The organism is Streptomyces sp. A18 (assembly GCF_059026065.1).
In genome coordinates this window covers 38,118-54,785 of record NZ_JBWLKL010000039.1, presented here as the reverse complement: position 1 = coordinate 54,785, position 16,668 = coordinate 38,118, and the positions used below count along the sequence as shown (strand labels likewise).

Sequence of the window (16,668 nt, the reverse complement as noted above, 5' to 3'; positions counted from 1 at the left end):
CCACGCACCCGTCAGCCGGGCCACGTACCCGTCAGCCGACGTGCGGCGACGGCGCCGCCCCGGTCGACGGCCGCCTTCACCACGGCGAAGATCGCGCCCTGCAACGTGGCCGCCAGCAGGATCTCGCCCCAGCCGCGGTCCTCATCGGTGGCGTCGGGCGCGTCATCGTCGCGGGAGACCACCTTCCACGCCTGTTTGAACAGGCCGCCCGCGGCCACACCGGCGAGCGCGCCGAGCGCCATGCCGACCGGCTTGTACGCGATCTTCGACGCCTTCACACCGCGCCCCCCTGCCTCCGCCTGCGCCGCACCAAGGCGTACGTGACCAACAGCGTGGCGCCACTGGCCGCGAGGAACGCGGTGCGGTTCTTGCGGACCTGCTCCGGCGCCTTGTCCTGCCACACCTCCGTGGCCTGTCCGGCCACGGCCTTCACCTGCCCCGTGGCGGTGGCCGCCTTGTCCTTGACCTGGTCGGGCACCTTGTCCTGCAGCACATGGGCCGCCTCGGTGGCCTTCACCTTCGCCTGCTCGCCCAGCTCCGCCGCCTTCGTGGCCGTCTGGCCCTTGATCGCGACCGCCTTGTCCTGGGCGCGGGCCTTGACGTCCGCCTTGGCCGCCAGCGCCTCGACCGTCTCTCCCAGGTCGTGGCGGGTCCGCTCGACCTTGGCACGCAGTTCCCGGGATCCCGCGGTGTGCTTGTCGTGGGGCTGGTTCATCGCTGTGCACTCTCCTTGATCTCTGCGACATCGGCCTTCACTCCGCCGATGGCCTGCTCGGGGATCGGCGGGGCGGCCCGGCCGACTTCCTTCTTGCCGGTCAGCGCGAGCACTGCGGCGATCAGACCGAGAACGGCGGTGACGATGAGCCCCGCCGCCCACACCGGAAGCGGCACGGCGAGCGCCGCGATCGCGGTGGCGACGAGGGCCTGCAGGGTGAGGAAGCCGACGAGACCGGCTCCGCCGAACAACCCGCTGCCCTTGCCGTAGCGCCTGGTCTTCTCCTTCATCTCCGCCTGCGCCAGACGCATCTCGCCGCGCACCAGCTCGGTCAGTTGCTGCGACGCGCGCTGCACGAGATCGCCCACCGGCTCATTGACGGCAGCGGTCCGTCCGCTGTCGGCACGGCCGGTGGTGTGCGGACCTGTCTGGGCCATCGTCATCAACCTCCTGTCTGTTCCGCGGCCGAGTACCCCGAACTCCGGGATCGGCACATGATCGAGGGCCGGGATCGCTTCGGGCGGCGTCACTCCTCCATGCGCCGCCGGTCCTGCTCGTCCCACGCGCTGGTGTCACGGGGCGGCACATAGGGCTCTTCCTCGGCGGGAAGTCCGCCGGCGATGGCACGCTGCCGCGACAGCTCCGCGTCGAACTGCAGGCCGAGCAGGATCGCGATGTTGCTGATCCACAACCACACCAGGAAAATGATCACTCCGGCCAGGGCGCCGTAAGTCTTGTTGTAGGAGCCGAAGTTGCTCACGTAGAAGGCGAATCCGGCCGATGCGGTCAACCAGATCACCAGGGCGAGCACACTGCCGCCGGTGATCCACCTGAAGCCCTTCGCCTTCACGTTCGGCGTCGCCCAGTACAGCAGCGCGATCATGAAGGTCACCAGGACGACGAGGACCGGCCACTTCGCGATGGACCACGCCGTCAGCGCCGCGTCGCCGACGCCCAGAGCGGAGCCCACGGTGTGGGCGAGGCCTCCCGTGAACACCACGATGAGCGCGCTGGCGACCGCCAGAATCAGCAGGACCACCGTCACTCCCACCCGGACCGGCAGCACCTTCCACACCGGCCGCCCCTCGGGCATGTCGTAGACGGCGTTGGCGGTGCGGATGAAGGCCCCCACGTACCCGGACGACGCCCACACCGCGAGGACGATGCCGACCACCGCCATGAGCGAGCCGACGCCGCCCTGCCCCTCCAGCTGCCGCACGGCGTCGCTGATGATGTCCCGCGCCGGACCTGGCGCGAGCTGCTCGAGGTTCTTCAGGAGCCAGTCGATGGCCGACTTCCCGACGAGGCCGAGGAGGGAGACCAGCACGAGGAGCGTCGGGAAGAGCGAGAGCACCCCGTAGTAGGTCAGCGCCGCGGCCCGGTCCGCCAGCTCGTCGTCCTTGAACTCACGGACCACGCCGGTGAGCACCGCCCGCCAGGACCGCTTCGACAGCTGCGTCAGTTCATCCGGCGCGCGGTCCACGCTGCGCTCTGCGTTCGGTGTCCCTTTCATGCTCCCCGGAGTAACCCGCAACCGCCGAGCCATGCGCGACCGGCCCCACCCGTCCGGAACGCACACGCCGCGCGCCCCCGGCCGGGATCGGCGGGGGCGCGCGGCGAAGGGGACGGATCAGTCGATACCGGGGAGGATGTGCGGCTCCGCGAGGTCGTCCTCGTAGCCGGCGAGGCGGATCGGGGCCGCTTTGGCCCACGAGTCCAGGTTGGTGAGCTTGCGTGGCCTGCCGGCCCGCTCCCCGCCACGTTCCGCCGGTCGTTTTTCCTGCTTCGTCAGATCTGGTGTCACCGCGCACTCCTTTGTGTCGCGTAACGGAAGGACAAGAGCTGTTCGGTCGCGGTGGCGCCGTCGTTCGGGCGGGATCGCGGCCAGGGTTACGAGCCTGTCCCAGGGCGGCAGAGGGGCGCTTGTGGATCCCCTGAGAGCCGTCCGTTCGCATCACATTAACCAAATGAGCGCGCTCGCGCTCTATGGGGTCCGCCGAAGGAGTGGATTTCGGCCAGTTCGTTACGGTGTGCGGGTGGCCGAGGGGCCGGGAATTCCCCAACGGGTCGACCCCATGGGCCTTTCCCGACCTCCATGGGACCGTACGGGGATGACTTCTGCGCAGGCACGGGAGGGCGCGGTGGCTCTGGTGACCGGAGCCTCGCGAGGGATCGGGCTCGCCACCGCGCGGGCCCTCGCCGAGTCCGGCCACCGCCTCGTCCTCACCGCTCGCGACCCGGACGCCCTGGACGCGGCGGTGGCCGGCCTGCGCGCGGACGGCGCGGAGGCCGTCGGCTGCACGGGCGGCGTGGCCGATTCCGGCCGGGCGGAGGCGAGCGTGGCTCTAGCGGTCCGCGAGTTCGGGCGGCTCGACGTGCTGGTGAACAACGCCGCGACGAACGCCCCTTACGGCGCGCTGATGGACGTCGACCTCACCCGGTGGCGCGCCGCCTTCACCGTGAACGTCGAGGCGGCGCTGCGCCTGACGCAGCTCGCCTGGCGGGCCTGGATGGGCGAGCACGGCGGCGCGGTGGTGAACATCTGCACCGAGGGCGCGCCCCATGTGGGGCCGAACGTGGGCGCGTACGGAACCAGCAAGGCGGCGCTCCTGCACCTGACCGCCCAACTCGCGGGCGAACTGGCGCCCTTGGTGCGCGTCAACTCCGTGTCCCCCGGCCTCGTCCGCACCGAGATGGCCCGCTTCGTGTGGGACGGCGCCGAGGAGCAGCTCGCCGCGAACCTGCCGCTCGGTCGCATCGGTGAGCCGGAGGACGTCGCGCGTGCCGTGGCATGGCTGGTCTCGGATGCCGCCGAATGGGTGACGGGCGCCGACCTCCTGGTGGACGGCGGTACGAGAGTGCGGGCAGCCGCCGGCGGAACCTCCCCGTACGCCGTGCACGAGCGGCTGCGGGCCGCGACGGCGGGCGGGGCCGCGGACCAGGCGTGACGCCGCCCGCGTGCGGCTACCACTTACCGGGCGCGTAGTCCTTCAGGAAGACGCCGAACAGGTCCTCGCCCGCCTCGCCCCGCACGACCGGGTCGTACACCCGTGCCGCGCCGTCGATCAGGTCGAGCGGGGCGTGGAAGCCCTCGTCGGCCAGGCGCAGCTTGTCGTAGTGCGGGCGCTCGTCGGTGATCCAGCCGGTGTCGATCGAGGTCATGAGGATGCCGTCGGTCTGGAACATCTCCTGGGCGCTGGTCCGCGTCACCATGTTCATCGCGGCCTTCGCTGCGTTCGTGTTCGGGTGCCCCGCACCCTTGTAACCGCGGCCGAAGACGCCCTCCATCGCCGAGACGTTCACGACGTAGGAGCGGCCGCTCGACGCCTTCCTCGCGGCGTCGGCCATCGCCGGACGCAGCGCGCTGATCAGGATGAACGGCGAGGTGTAGTTGCACAGCTGGGTCTCGAGGAGCTCCACCGGGGAGATCTGCTCGATGGTCTGCACCCAGGTGTTGCTGTCGACGACGTCCGGGACCAGGCCTCCCGCGTCGATCGCGGTGCCGTCCAGGTGCCGGGCGACGCTGGCGTTGCCCGCGACGAGGGCCAGGTCGGCGACCTGCTGCGCGTCCAGGCCGCTGGTGCCGACGGGCAGCGCGGCCAGGCCGTCCACCGCTCCGGAATTGAAGGCGCCGATGACGGAGTGCGCGGGCAGCTCCCCGGCGGGCAGCGGCGCGCCCTCGCCGTCGACCAGGGCGGCGTACGCGGAGGGCAGGCGGCGCACGGTCTGCGTGGCGTTGTTGATCAGGATGTCGAGCGGTCCCGCGGCGGCGGTCCGCTCGGCGAGCGCGACGGACTGGGCCGGGTCGCGCAGGTCGATGCCGACGACCTCCAGGCGGTGCAGCCACTCGGCGGAGTCGTCCATCGCCTTGAACCGGCGGATGGCGTCCTTGGGGAAGCGCGTCGTGATGGTGGTGTGGGCGCCGTCCCGCAGGAGGCGCAGCGCGATGTACATGCCGATCTTGGCGCGGCCGCCGGTGAGCAGCGCGCGCTTGCCGGTGAGGTCGGTGCGGGCGTCGCGCTTGGACCGGTTCAGGTGGGCGCAGTCCGGACAGAGCTGGTGGTAGAAGTAGTCGACTTCCACGTACCGGCTCTTGCAGGTGTAGCAGGAGCGCGGGCGCTGGAGTATCCCCGCGATCCGGCCCTCCTCGGTCTGCGAGGAGGGCAGCAGACCCTCGGTCTCGTCGTCGATCCGCTCGGCGGAGCCGGTCGCCGTGGCTTCCGTCACAGCCTTGTCGTGCGCGGTCTTGGCGGCGCGGCGCTCCTGACGGCGGCGCTGCTTCACGGTCCGGTAGATCCCGGCCGTGGCGCGGCGCACCGCGATCGCGTCGGGGTGGTCGACGTCCAGCTTGTCCAGCTCGTCGAGCACGCTGAGGCAGGTGGCGAGACGGTCGGGGTCGATGCCGGGGCCGAAATCGACGGCCTCTTCGGCCGAACCGGCAGCCCCCAGGCCGTCCTCTGTCACCGTCATCGCCGCTGTCCTCGCGTCACTCATGCCGCGGCTCGTCTGGGTGACCGCGGAAGCTCCAAAGAAGAGAACTTTACGTAGCGACAGGCCCCTCTACCAAACGCGGACGGTTCACGCACGCTTCGACGAGCCCCGCGAGCTCCTCCCGCATGCTCCGGGCGAGGACATCCAGGTCGGGCACGGCGGCCGCGTCCGCGACCAGACCGAAGTGCACCCGGTCCCGGTACGTCGACACCGCCACGGCAAGCGCCTGCCCCTGGGCGAGCGGCGCGAAGGGGTAGACGGCGGCGAGCGGGCAGCCGCCGAGTCTCAGGCCGAGGCTGGGCAGCGGGACGCTGGTGACGAGGATGTCGAAGAGCAGCCGGGCGGCCTGCGCGACGACGGGGCCGCCGATGCGGTGGCCGAGCGGCGGCACATGATCGGCGAGCAGGGCGACCGCGCCCGCGCCGCGGTTCGGCCCCGCGTCCTTGTTGCGGTCCATGGCGGCCCGCACCGTCCGCAGCCGCGCGATCGGGTCCGGGTCGCCGACCGGCAGCCGGACCAGATAGCCGGAGAGCCGGTTGCCCGGCGGCTGCGCGCCGCGCGGCCTGCGCCGGGAGACAGGGACCAGGGCGCGCGGCTCCACCCCCTCGCTGCCGTCGCCCCGCTCGTCGAGCCAGCGGCGCAGGGCGCCGGCGACCACGGCGATGAGTACGTCGTTCACGGTGCCGCCCACGGTCTTGCGCACGCGGTGCACGTCGTCCAGGTCGAGCAGCACCCCCGCGGTGCGCCGCGTGCCGGTGGCGTCCGACGTGAGGGCGGCCGACGACCGTACGCCCACGGTCGCGCGGGCGACGGAGGAGCCGATGTCCAGGGCCTGCCCCACGTCGCCGACGGTGTCGCGGACCAGGCCGGTCAGCTTGCGCGGGTCGGGGAGCCAGGACCACCGGGAAGCTTCGGGCTCCACGGGCGCCGGACGCGTGACGGGCAGGTCCACGGGGTCCATGACCGCCGCGGCGAGCATCAGGGCGCGCAGCCCGTCCGCGAGGGCGTGGTGGAACTTGAACAGCACGGCGAACGAGGTGCCGTCGTCCCCCGGAAGGACATGCGCCTCCCACGGCGGCCTCTCCCGCTCCAGCGGGCACTGCATGAGCGCGCCCGCCGCCGCGTGGAAGTCCCGCACGGGCTCGGCGAGGCGGACGTGGTCCAGCGCATCGAAGGCGGGCGCGGGCGCGCGGACGGCCCCGCCGACCGGCAGCCAGACCGAACGTATCCGCAGCCGCAGTCCCGGCACGTCGGCCGCGCGTTCGGCCAGGAGCCGGGCGGCGCGCTCGGCCGCGCCCGGCGATTCGGCGTCGAAGACGCCAAGGGCCCCCAGGTGCATGGGGTGTTCGGCGGACTCGATGTTCCAGAAGGCGAGGTCGAGAGGTGCGAGCTGGTCTGAGCGCGTAGGTGTCACGGTCTGCTCTCGCGTCGGGGGCGGTGCGGGGGGCGTGAACGAGCAGTCAATCGCCGCCCTGTGACTACGGTCAAGTACGATCAAGCTACGCACAGTTAACAACAGATTAAGGCCCGCCCCTCTGAGAGGGGCGGGCCTCGTGGTGCTCACGTGGCGTATGTCTTACGTCACTTCACCAGCATCGGGCGTACGTCACTTCAGTGCCGGAGGTGCCGCCTGCTCCGACGTACCCCACTCCGAGGGCTTGTCGCCCACCGTGAAGGAGAGTTCGCGGGTGTCACGGATGTCGTCGGTCGTCAGGTACGTCTTGCCGTAGCCGGCGCCGTCCGTGCTCGCCGACTGGATGTACCGGTGGGTGTCCGACGTGCCCGGCGCCTTCACCGTGAGGCGCCCCTTCGGGTAGTAGCGGCGGTCGAGCTCGATGTCGACGCGCTCGAAGATCGGCGTCGACAGGCCCCAGGTGTCCGTGCCGGGCTGGACCGGGAAGACGCCGATCGAGGAAAGGACGTTCCAGGCGGACATGGTGCCGAGGTCGTCGTTTCCGGTCATGCCGGTCGGGGTGTCCGTGAAGAGGGTGAGCGCGGCGTGCACCACGTCGGTGGTCTTCCACGGCTGGCCCGTCGACAGGTAGGTGTACGGGGCGATGAGGTCGGGCTCGTTCTGCGGGTTGTACTTGTCCGCGTTGTAGTAGTCGTAAGGGCCGTTGACCCACACCTCGCGCGCGGTCTTCGCCGGGTCCTTCAGGAGCTGCTCGTAGGCGAAGAAGGAGTCGAGACGGTCGTTGGTGGCCTGCTTGCCGCCGATGAGGTCGACCATGCCGGGCAGGTCCTGCGGGACGAGCCACTGGTACTGCCAGGACGTGCCCTCGTGGAAGCCCTCGCTCTTGGCCGGGTCGGCGGGTCCGGTGAAGGCGCCCTCCGCGTCCCGGGCGCGGAAGAATCCGGTCGAACTGTCGAAGATCTTCCGGTAGTTCTGCGCACGGTCCGCGTACCGCGCGGCATCGGCCTCGTGCCCCAGGTCGCCGGCCATCTCGCCGAGCATCGCGTCCGAGAGGGCGTACTCGAGCGTGGCGGAAGCACCGTGGTCATAGTCGGAGTCGCCGGGCTTGGCGTGCGGGCGGCCCTTGATGTACGGCGCGAACCCTTCGCTCAGGTACTCCTTGTTGGCCTCACGGCCCACGGGCGCCGACTCGGCGGGCGGCACGCCGTCCGCGTTCTTCTTCAGCGCGCGGTACGCCTCTTCCTCGTGCCCCTTCAGCAGACCCTGCTGGTAGGCGTTGGTGAGGAACGGCGTGACCGGGTCACCGGTCATGATGTTCGTCTCGACCGTGCCGTAGCCCCACTTGGGCAGCCAGCCGCTCTCCTCGTCGATCTTCAGGACGGAGAGGGCCATGTCGCGGGACTCGTGCGGTGCGAGCAGGGACAGGAGCTGCGCCTGGGTGCGGTAGGTGTCCCACAGGGACCAGTTCTGGTAGTAGGTAAAGCCCTTGGCCTTGTGGATCTTCTGGTCCCAGCCCGTGTACCGGCCGTCGACGTCGCTGCCGATGTTCGGCGCGAGGAACGAACGGTAGAGGGACGAGTAGAAGGTGCGTCGCACGGTCTCGCTGCCGCCCTGCGCCTTCACGTCGTCGAGCCGGTCCTCCCACGCGGCTTCGGCCGCCTTCGCGACACGGTCGTACGAACGCCCGCCTTCCGCACGGAGGTTGAGTGCGGCGCCCTTGGCATCGACGTACGAGAGAGCGGTGGTCGCCTCGACGGTGCGGTCCTTGGAAGTGTCGAACCGGACGTACGCGCCGTTGCGCTCATCGCCCGCCGAGGACTTCTTGGAGCCCGCGGTGACGGTGTCGCCCTTCCAGGTGCCCGACGTCGTGAAGGGGCGGTCGAAACGGGTGATCGTGTAGACCGTGTACGGCTTGGTGTCCTGGCAGAAGCCACTGCCGGTGATCGCCGTGCGGACCGTACGGCTGTCGAGGATCTCGACCTCGGTCTTGCCCGTTTTGTGCAGCGACTGGCCCGCGTTGAGCAGGACGTTGGCCTTGTCCGTCGCGGGGAAGGTGTAGCGCTGCACGCCGGTGCGCTCGGTGGCGGTCAGCTCGGCGTCGATGCCGGACTTGAGGCCCACCTGGTAGGCGCCGGGGCTCGCCTTCTCGTCGTCGTGGCTGAACTCCGCCGCGTACTTGGCGTAGTCGGTCTCCTTGACGTCGCCCGTGGTGGGAAGCACCGGCAGATCGCCGCCCAACCCGCAGCCCACGCCCGAGAGATGGACGGTCGAGAAGCCGCGGATGTGGGTGTCGGAGTGGTCGTATCCGGTGTTGTGCCCGGTGTCGGGCGAGAACTGGACCATGCCGAAGGGCACGGCCGCGCCGGGGTAGGTGTTGCCCTCGTTCTCGGTGCCGATGAACGGGTTGACCAGGTCGGTGAGTTGCTCGTCCCCTGCTGGGGCCGCCTGCGCCGCCGGTATGGCGAGGGCGCCCCCCAGGAGCGCGGCCGCGGCCACCGCCACTCCCGTACCGCGTAGCCGTTGGGTCCATCTCATGGGTGGGAACGCCTCCTTGGACAACGTTGTCAAAGCGCGGAACGCGATCATTCTTCGGGGGCCGTGTGGTGTGCGTCAAGGGGTGGGAGAGGAAGGAGAAGGCGGGTTGTGGACCTCAGTCGGTGTGCACCCAGATCCGCAGCGGCCCGACCGGGGTGAATCCCTGGCCGACGGCGATGTCCAGGCTCGCGCCGCTCTCGTATCCGACGACGGGCAGGCCGGGCCAGAGCCGATCGACCTCCGTCAGACACCCGGCCCAGGCCGCGGCCTCCCCGCCCATCGCGTCGCCCATCGCGAACAGGTTGGAGACGCCGACCACAAAATCGCTGCGGCTCGCTACGGCACCCGCGACGATCAGGCCGTCCATGGAGGTCCCGGCCAGGAACGTCGTGTCGCCGGCCAGCAGCTCGGGCCGGAACAAGCCCAGGCCCCCCTCGCCGTCGTTCCAGGCGCTCTCCCACGCGGGCAGCGCATCGGCGCTCTTGAGCGGCTCCCAGCTGACACCGGGATGCCCCACGGGAGCCGCGCCCGCGGGCCGGTGGATCCACTGCGCCTCGAAGAGCACCTCGAAGCCCATCGGTTCCAGGTCGAGGCACGCGAAGCTGTCCTTGACGGAGCAGCCCGGTGTCGCCGTGTCGATCCGGTCCGCCAGGTCGGTCGCCGAGATGCCGGGGGTGAGCGAGACGGCGTCCGGATACAGCGGCGGCGTCCGGCGCGCGCTGCTCCAAGCACCGTCCCTGAACTCCCCCGGCAGTCCGTGCGCGCGGCAGACCGCGTCGCACCATTCGGCGTTGTTGCGGGCCGCGGCCCCTGCCCACTCGCTCTCGATGATCACGAGCTGATCGTGCCAAGTGGGAGGGGCCGCGTCCACGGGTTAAGCGCTTCGGTCAGGAACCCGAGCACCCCGCGGGATCAGGCCGTGACGCGTCGCCGATCAAGGCTTCGTGTGCCGCCTTGAGCCGCTTCACGTCGGGCTTGACGACCCTGCGGTCGTAGGTCAGCAGACCGTTCAACTCGCCCTCCACATCCGAGATCTGGGTGTAGACGGCGCCGTTCCCGCCCTTGCAGGCGAGCGCGTGCACCTCGTCGAGCTTGGTGAGGTAGTCGTCCGTGTACGTCGCCGGGTCCACGTCGACGTAGCTCTGCTGGACCGACCAGGCGTGGCCCGGTACCGCGAGTCCGAGACCGCCGTACTCGCCGTTGATCAGCGCCCGTTCGCCGTCGGGCTTGGGCGGCAGGGCCGGGCTCGGATAGCCGTGCTCGTCCATGATGTCGCCGGTGCCGCCGTCGGCCCCCAGGTTGAGACCCGACATGCCGTTGACCAGGCGGGTCGGGTCCCAGGCCTTGGCCTGGGTGGCGATGCGGCCCTGGTCGTACTGGCCCCAGCCCTCGTTGAAGGTGACCCACATGACGATCGACGGGTGGTTCGCGTGCTCGTCGATCATCTGCTTCATCTCGTGCTCGTACTGGGCGCGGGCCGCCGTGCTCGGGTTGCGGTCGGACCGCATCGAGGGCATGTCCTGCCAGACCATGAGACCCAGCTTGTCCGCCCAGTAGAACCAGCGGTCGGGCTCCACCTTGATGTGCTTGCGGACCGAGTTGAAGCCCATCTCCTTGTGCATCTTGAGGTCGTACGCAAGGGCCTCATCGGTCGGCGCCGTGTGCAGGCCGTCCGGCCAGAAGCCCTGGTCGAGCGTGGCCATCAGGAACTGCGGCTTGCCGTTGAGCATCGTGCGCGGGGTGCCGTCGACCTTCTCCACGGCGACGGTGCGCATCCCGAAGTAGCTCTTGACGTCGTCCTTGCCGACCGTGACCTTCAGGTCGTAGAGGAAGGGATCGTCCGGCGACCACAGGCGCGGCTCGGCGATCTTCAGTTCGAGCGGTGTGCCCGTGCGTCCGCTCGCCTCGGCGACCTTCTTCTTGCCTTCGTACGCGACTGCCTTGACCGGCACTCCATCGCGCACGCCCTTGGGCTCGACGGTGACCGTCTTGGTGGCCACGTCAGGCGTGATCTTCAGCGAGTCGGCGTGGTCGGCCGCCACCGGCTCCATCCACACCGTCTGCCAGATGCCGGACGACGGGGTGTACCAGATGCCGCTGGGGTCCAGGCGCTGCTTGCCGACGGGCGGGTTCTCGCCGTCCTTGGAGTCGGTCGGGTCGTAGACGCCGACGATCAGCTCCTGGGTCTTGCCGGGCTTGAGGGCGTCGGTGATGTCGGCGCTGAACTTGTCGTAGCCGCCCTTGTGTTCGGCGACCTTCTTGCCGTTCACGAAGACCTCGGACTGCCAGTCGACCGCGCCGAAGTTGAGCTTGAGGCGCTTGCCGTCGCCGACCTTCCAGCCCTCGGGGACGGTGAAGGTCCTGCGGTACCACATGCGGTCCTCGTGCCGTTCGAGGCCGGAGAGCTGGGACTCCACGGGGTAGGGGACGAGGATCTTCTCGCCGAGCTTCTTGCCGAACGGGGGCGTCTCGCCGGCCTTGGCGGAGGCGAACTGCCAGGTGCCGTTCAGGTTGCGCCAGGCGTCACGGGTCAGCTGAGGGCGCGGGTACTCGGGCAGCGCGTTGTCCGGGCCCACCTTGTCGGCCCACTTGGTGCGCAGCTGGTGCTCGGAGTGGTTGGGGCCGCTGCTCCAGAACGCGGCGACCGCCTTGCCGTCTTCGCCGCTCAAGCCGCCCTTTCCGTCGTAGCGGAGGTCGGCGGTGCCCTTCGCGGTGCCCGTCTTGTTGCCGACGACGGGTTCCTTGAGGGCCACGAGGAGGGCGCGCGGATCCTTGGGGTCTGCCGTGACCGTGCCGATGGGCCACTTGGCGCCGCCGATGACCGCCTCGATGTGGCCGGCGAGGTCCTTCGGGGGTGCGGCCAGCTTCTGGGCGAAGTCGAGCTTCAGGGTCCGGCCGTCCTTGAGGACGGTGGCCGAGGTGGCTCCGTCGTACTCGAAGCCGTCGGGGAGGCGGAAGGCCGACTGCGGGACGGCTTCCTTGGTGCCGCCGGGCTCGGTCCAGCGCAGGTGGAGGTTGGAGCCGCCGTAGTGCTCGAAGTACTCGACCTTGATGTCGTAGGCCTTTCCGGCGGTCAACTCGACCGGCTGCGCGGTCTGTTCCTTGTCCCAGTCGTCCACCCAGTGGTCGATGGCGAGCTTGCCGTCGACCCAGAGCCGGAAGCCGTTGTCCCCGATCATGGAGAAGGTGTGGGCACCTGTCTTCTCCGGGACGACCTTGCCGGTCCAGCGGACGGTGGCGTCGTCGGCCTTCCCGGTGGCGAAGGTCAGACGCGGGTCGAGGTTGTCGAAGTCGATCTTCTGGTCGAAGCCGGTGGCCTTGAGTTCGTGGAAGTCGAAGGCTCCGGGCGCTGACTGCGTGTAGTACTCGCCCTTCAGGCCGTGGACCTCGGGGGGTTCGTCGGCGGCTGTCGCGGCCGGAACTGCGGTGAGTCCGGCGAAGGCGAGGGCGACGGCGAGCAGCAGTATCAGTCGCTGCCTGACTCGTCTGGGTCGGATGGGGCGCACGGATCCTCCTTTGCTTGAAGCGGTGCTCGAAGGCTGAGGAAGGGGGTGGCGGCTCGCCGCTGCAGTCTGTACAACGAATCTGTACAACGTTGGAAGGAACGGCAGTTGGCATGACAGCACGCTCTCCGGCGCGCTGTCCAGGGCCATGACAAACACCCCAGGACAGGGGTGCACCTAGACGCAGGGAGCTGCACGTGCGGGTAAGCCTCAAAGACGTCGCGGAGCGCGCGGGCGTCTCCATCAAGACCGTCTCGAACGTGGTGAACAAGTATCAGCACGTCACCCCGGCGATGCGGGCGCGCGTACAGGAGGCGATCGACGAGCTGGGCTACCGCCCGAATTTGACGGCACGTCACCTGCGCAAGGGCCGTACGGGGATCATCGCGCTCGCCGTTCCCGAGCTCGGCAACCCGTACTTCGCCGAACTGGCGGGCGCGGTCATCGACGCGGCGGCCGAGCACGATTTCACCGTCCTGCTGGATCACACCCGTGGCGAGCGCGAGCAGGAGGTCCTGGTCAGCCAGGGCTTCCGGGCCCGGGTGATCGACGGCCTGATCCTGAGCCCACTCGAGCTCGAGTCGGACGACCTGCTCGGCCGCGAGGACGACGTACCGCTGGTGCTGCTCGGCGAGCGCCAGTACGACCTGCCGTACGACCACATCGCGATCGACAACGTCGCGGCGGCCCGCACGGCGGTGCGCCACCTCATCAGCCGCGGCCGCACCCGCATCGCGTATCTCGGCGCCCGCACGGACTCCGCGAACCAGCCCGCGAACCTCCGCCTCCAGGGCTGGCGCGAGGAGTTGACGCAGGCGGGGATAGCCGCGCCGGACAATCTGGTGGGCCCGGTCGGCGGCTGGAACCGCTGGGACGGGGCGAAGGCGATGGCGCGGATGCTGGACGCGGGAGTGCGGCCCGACGCCGTGTTCGCGTACAACGACCTGGTGGCGATCGGCGCCATGCGCGTGCTGCACGAGCGCGGTCTGCGCGTGCCGTGGGACGTGGCGGTGGTCGGTTTCGACGACATCGCCGAGGGCCAGTTCGGGGCGGTCACGCTGACCACGGTCTCGCCGGACAAGCAGGCCATCGCCCGCCTCGCGGTGGCCTCGCTGCTGCGGAGCCTGGAGGGCGCGGGAGAACCCGAGGGCCGTGAACTCGCCGCGGAATTCCGCCTGGTGGAGCGCGAGAGCACGCTCGGTCGACGCTGACCTGCCGCAGGTCCGACGTGCGCGGAGGGTTTACAGCCTCCTTCCAACGATGTAAAAAGCTCCCCGTACAGCCGAGTTGACCGCAAGCCGATCCTCCCGTGAGCGCTCTCAGCGCCGGGGCCGTGCCGTTTTGGGGACTCCATGAAGCCGACCACACGCCTTAGCCGCACCTCAGCCAGGACCCTCCTCGCCGCCGGCCTCGCCGCGAGCCTCGCGCTCGCCACCGGATGCGCCAAGTCCGAGGACGACGGCGACAAGAGCTCCGCGTCGCAGGACCAGGGCGATTCGGGCCAGGTCGTCTCGGAGCCGAGCGAAGGCAGCGGCCCGACCTGCGCGATCGACGCCTACGGCGGCAAGAAGCTCGACCTCAAGAGCGCCACCGTCGGCTTCTCCCAGTCCGAGAAGGAGGCCAACCCCTTCCGCATCGCGGAGACGGCGTCCATCAAGGCCGAGGCGAAGAAGCGCGGCGTCAAGCTGCTCACCGCCAACGCGCAGTCGCAGTTCTCCAAGCAGATCAGCGACGTCCAGGACCTCATCGCCAAGGGCGCCGACCTGCTTGTCATCGCACCGCTGAACTCCGACGGCTGGGAGCCGGTCCTTCGCGCGGCCTCCGCCAAGCACATCCCGATCGTCACCATCGACCGCAAGATCAACGCCAAGGCCTGCAAGGACTATGTCAGCTTCATCGGCTCCGACTTCGTCGAGCAGGGCAAGCGCGCGGCCGACCAGATGATCAAGTCGACGGGCGGCAAGGGCAAGGTCGCGATCCTGCTCGGCGCCGCGGGCAACAACGTCACCACCGAACGCACCAAGGGCTTCCAGGACCGCATCAAGGAAAAGGCCCCCGACCTGAAGGTCGTCTTCAAGCAGACGGGCGAGTTCGCCCGCGAGAAGGGCCAGCAGGTCACCGAACAGCTCATCCAGTCCAAGCCGGACATCACCGGGATCTACGCCGAGAACGACGAGATGGGCCTCGGCGCCGTCAACGCTCTCAAGGGCGCGGGCAAGAAGCCCGGCGACGTGAAGATCGTGACGGTCGACGGCACGCGCAACGCCGTGCAGGGCATCGTCGACGGCTGGATCGACGGCGTCATCGAGTCGAACCCGCGCTTCGGCCCGCTCGCCTTCCAGACCCTGGACACCTTCACCAAGGGTACGAAGGTCTCGCAGGACATCGTCATCAAGGACAGCGCGTACACGAAGAACAACGCGAAGACGGACCTCGGCAAGGCGTACTGAGATGACTGACGTCCTCTCAGTAACCCGGCTCAGCAAGACATTTCCCGGCGTACGAGCCCTCGACGGGGTCGACTTCACCGCGCGCGCAGGTGAGGTGCACGCTCTGATCGGCGAGAACGGCGCGGGCAAGTCGACCCTGATCAAGGTGCTGACGGGCGTCTACGCACCGGATGCGGGCGACCTCACCTACAACAACGAGAAGGTCACCTTCACCACCCCGCTCGACGCCCAGCACGCGGGCATCTCCACCATCTACCAGGAGGTCAACCTCGTCCCCCTGATGAGCGTGGCCCGCAATCTCTTCCTCGGCCGCGAGCCACGCGGGCGCCTGGGCCTCATCGACTTCCGCCGCATGCACCGCGAGGCGGATGAGGCCCTCAAGCGCCTGGGCATCAGCGTCGACGTACGGCGCCCGCTCCGCGAACTGGGCGTCGGCACCCAGCAGATGGTGGCCCTGGCCCGCGCGGTCTCGGTGGACGCACAGGTCGTCATCATGGACGAGCCGACATCCTCGCTCGAACCCCGCGAGGTCCAGACCCTGTTCGGCGTCATCCGCATGCTGCGGGACCGCGGGATCGCGGTGATCTACGTCAGCCACCGCCTCGAAGAGCTCTACGAGGTGTGTGACATGGTCACCGTCCTGCGCGACGGAAAGCTGGTGCACACGGGACCCATCGCGGAGCTGGACCGACTCCGCCTCGTATCGCTCATGCTGGGACGCGAGGTCGGAGAGGTCCGCGAGGAGGGCGTAACCAAGTTCTCCGGAGAACACGCCCCAGAAACCCAACCGGTCCTCCAGGCAACGGACCTGACGATGCGCCACCACCTCCACGGCGTATCAGTCGAGATCCGTCCGGGCGAGGTCGTAGGGCTGGGGGGCCTGCTCGGCTCGGGCCGCAGCGAAACAGCAAAGGCCATAGCGGGCGCGCTGCCGCCCGACTCGGGCAACGTGCTGATAGCCGGAGCCGCGGTCCGCACGGGCTCACCCCCGGCCGCCATCCGCGCCGGCATCAGCCTCCTCCCCGAGGACCGCAAGGCCGAGGGAATCGTCCCGGGCCTCTCGGTCCGCGAGAACATCGCACTGGCCGCGCTCCCCCGCCTCTCCCGCTTCGGCCTGGTGAACGAGACAGCGATCGACTCAATCGTCGACACCTTCATGAAGCGCCTGCGCATCAAGGCATCAGGCCCCGACCAGAAGGTGGGCGAGCTGTCAGGAGGCAACCAACAAAAGGTCCTCCTGGCCCGCTGGCTGGCCATGAACCCGAAGGTCCTCCTCCTGGACGAGCCGACCCGAGGCATAGACATCGGCGCGAAGGCCGAGGTCCAGAAGCTCATCGACGAACTGGCCAACGACGGCCTGGCGGTCCTCCTCATCTCCTCCGACATGGAGGAACTCATCGAGGGTTCCGACCGAGTCGTCGTACTCAAGGACGGCACGGTGATCGAGGAACTCACCGGCTCCAAGGTCACAGAGGACGCCCTCATGCGCGCCATAGCCACGACGGGGAGCTCCGGTGACTAGCAACCAATCCACCCGCAGCCGCCCGGCGGGGCCCCGCC

General features: G+C 69.6%; 14 protein-coding genes. 4 read left to right on the top strand and 10 right to left on the bottom strand.

What is annotated here, in order from left to right; all coding sequences use genetic code 11:
* Nucleotides 1–11: 11 nt before the first annotated feature.
* From AC5P1C_RS36215 to AC5P1C_RS36195, 5 genes are all read right to left on the bottom strand, one after another.
* Nucleotides 12–278 (bottom strand): DUF4235 domain-containing protein, encoded by a 267-nt coding sequence (locus AC5P1C_RS36215; RefSeq protein WP_493870245.1) that lies wholly within the window; start codon nucleotides 276–278, stop codon nucleotides 12–14.
* Nucleotides 275–715, bottom strand: coding sequence for a DUF3618 domain-containing protein (locus AC5P1C_RS36210; protein WP_493870244.1), 441 nt, complete (start codon nucleotides 713–715; stop codon nucleotides 275–277). The genes AC5P1C_RS36215 and AC5P1C_RS36210 overlap by 4 nt, the downstream gene beginning before the upstream one ends.
* Nucleotides 712–1,152 carry a phage holin family protein gene (locus AC5P1C_RS36205; RefSeq protein WP_493870243.1) on the bottom strand — a complete coding sequence of 147 codons (441 nt, stop codon included), beginning with the start codon at nucleotides 1,150–1,152 and terminating at the stop codon, nucleotides 712–714. The genes AC5P1C_RS36210 and AC5P1C_RS36205 overlap by 4 nt, the downstream gene beginning before the upstream one ends.
* 89 nt (nucleotides 1,153–1,241) lie before the next feature.
* Nucleotides 1,242–2,228, bottom strand: coding sequence for a YihY/virulence factor BrkB family protein (locus AC5P1C_RS36200; RefSeq protein WP_493870242.1), 987 nt, complete (start codon nucleotides 2,226–2,228; stop codon nucleotides 1,242–1,244).
* A gap of 117 nt (nucleotides 2,229–2,345) precedes the next feature.
* Complete coding sequence (locus AC5P1C_RS36195; RefSeq protein WP_493870241.1) at nucleotides 2,346–2,519, bottom strand: hypothetical protein; 174 nt, start codon at nucleotides 2,517–2,519, stop codon at nucleotides 2,346–2,348.
* Between the two features lie 307 nt (nucleotides 2,520–2,826).
* On the opposite strand from AC5P1C_RS36195, the gene AC5P1C_RS36190 reads away from it, so the two are divergent.
* Entirely contained in the window at nucleotides 2,827–3,663 is an 837-nt protein-coding gene (locus tag AC5P1C_RS36190) for an SDR family oxidoreductase (RefSeq protein WP_493870240.1), read from the top strand.
* A 16-nt stretch (nucleotides 3,664–3,679) separates the two neighbouring features.
* Here the strand turns inward: AC5P1C_RS36190 and AC5P1C_RS36185 are convergent, their stop codons facing one another.
* The 5 genes from AC5P1C_RS36185 to AC5P1C_RS36165 all read right to left on the bottom strand — a co-directional run bounded on the left by AC5P1C_RS36185 (nucleotide 3,680) and on the right by AC5P1C_RS36165 (nucleotide 12,652).
* Entirely contained in the window at nucleotides 3,680–5,185 is a 1,506-nt protein-coding gene (locus tag AC5P1C_RS36185) for an SDR family NAD(P)-dependent oxidoreductase (RefSeq protein ID WP_493870239.1), read from the bottom strand.
* A gap of 70 nt (nucleotides 5,186–5,255) precedes the next feature.
* Complete coding sequence (locus AC5P1C_RS36180) at nucleotides 5,256–6,620, bottom strand: wax ester/triacylglycerol synthase family O-acyltransferase (RefSeq protein ID WP_493870238.1); 1,365 nt, start codon at nucleotides 6,618–6,620, stop codon at nucleotides 5,256–5,258.
* A gap of 192 nt (nucleotides 6,621–6,812) precedes the next feature.
* Entirely contained in the window at nucleotides 6,813–9,155 is a 2,343-nt protein-coding gene (locus tag AC5P1C_RS36175; RefSeq protein ID WP_493870237.1) for a GH92 family glycosyl hydrolase, read from the bottom strand.
* A gap of 115 nt (nucleotides 9,156–9,270) precedes the next feature.
* Nucleotides 9,271–9,987 carry a hypothetical protein gene (locus AC5P1C_RS36170; protein ID WP_493870256.1) on the bottom strand — a complete coding sequence of 239 codons (717 nt, stop codon included), beginning with the start codon at nucleotides 9,985–9,987 and terminating at the stop codon, nucleotides 9,271–9,273.
* 55 nt (nucleotides 9,988–10,042) lie between these two features.
* Nucleotides 10,043–12,652, bottom strand: a complete 2,610-nt coding sequence (locus AC5P1C_RS36165; protein ID WP_493870255.1) for a PA14 domain-containing protein — start codon at nucleotides 12,650–12,652, stop codon at nucleotides 10,043–10,045.
* A 203-nt stretch (nucleotides 12,653–12,855) separates the two neighbouring features.
* On the opposite strand from AC5P1C_RS36165, the gene AC5P1C_RS36160 reads away from it, so the two are divergent.
* The 3 genes from AC5P1C_RS36160 (at nucleotide 12,856) to AC5P1C_RS36150 (ending at nucleotide 16,630) form a co-directional block, all read left to right on the top strand.
* On the top strand, nucleotides 12,856–13,869 hold the full coding sequence (locus tag AC5P1C_RS36160; RefSeq protein ID WP_493870236.1) for a LacI family DNA-binding transcriptional regulator: 1,014 nt from the start codon (nucleotides 12,856–12,858) through the stop codon (nucleotides 13,867–13,869).
* Between the two features lie 141 nt (nucleotides 13,870–14,010).
* A complete protein-coding gene (locus AC5P1C_RS36155; RefSeq protein ID WP_493870235.1) occupies nucleotides 14,011–15,108 on the top strand; it encodes an ABC transporter substrate-binding protein in 1,098 nt (365 codons plus the stop codon).
* Between the two features lies 1 nt (nucleotide 15,109).
* A complete protein-coding gene (locus AC5P1C_RS36150; RefSeq protein WP_493870234.1) occupies nucleotides 15,110–16,630 on the top strand; it encodes a sugar ABC transporter ATP-binding protein in 1,521 nt (506 codons plus the stop codon).
* The last annotated feature ends 38 nt before the right edge of the window (nucleotides 16,631–16,668 follow it).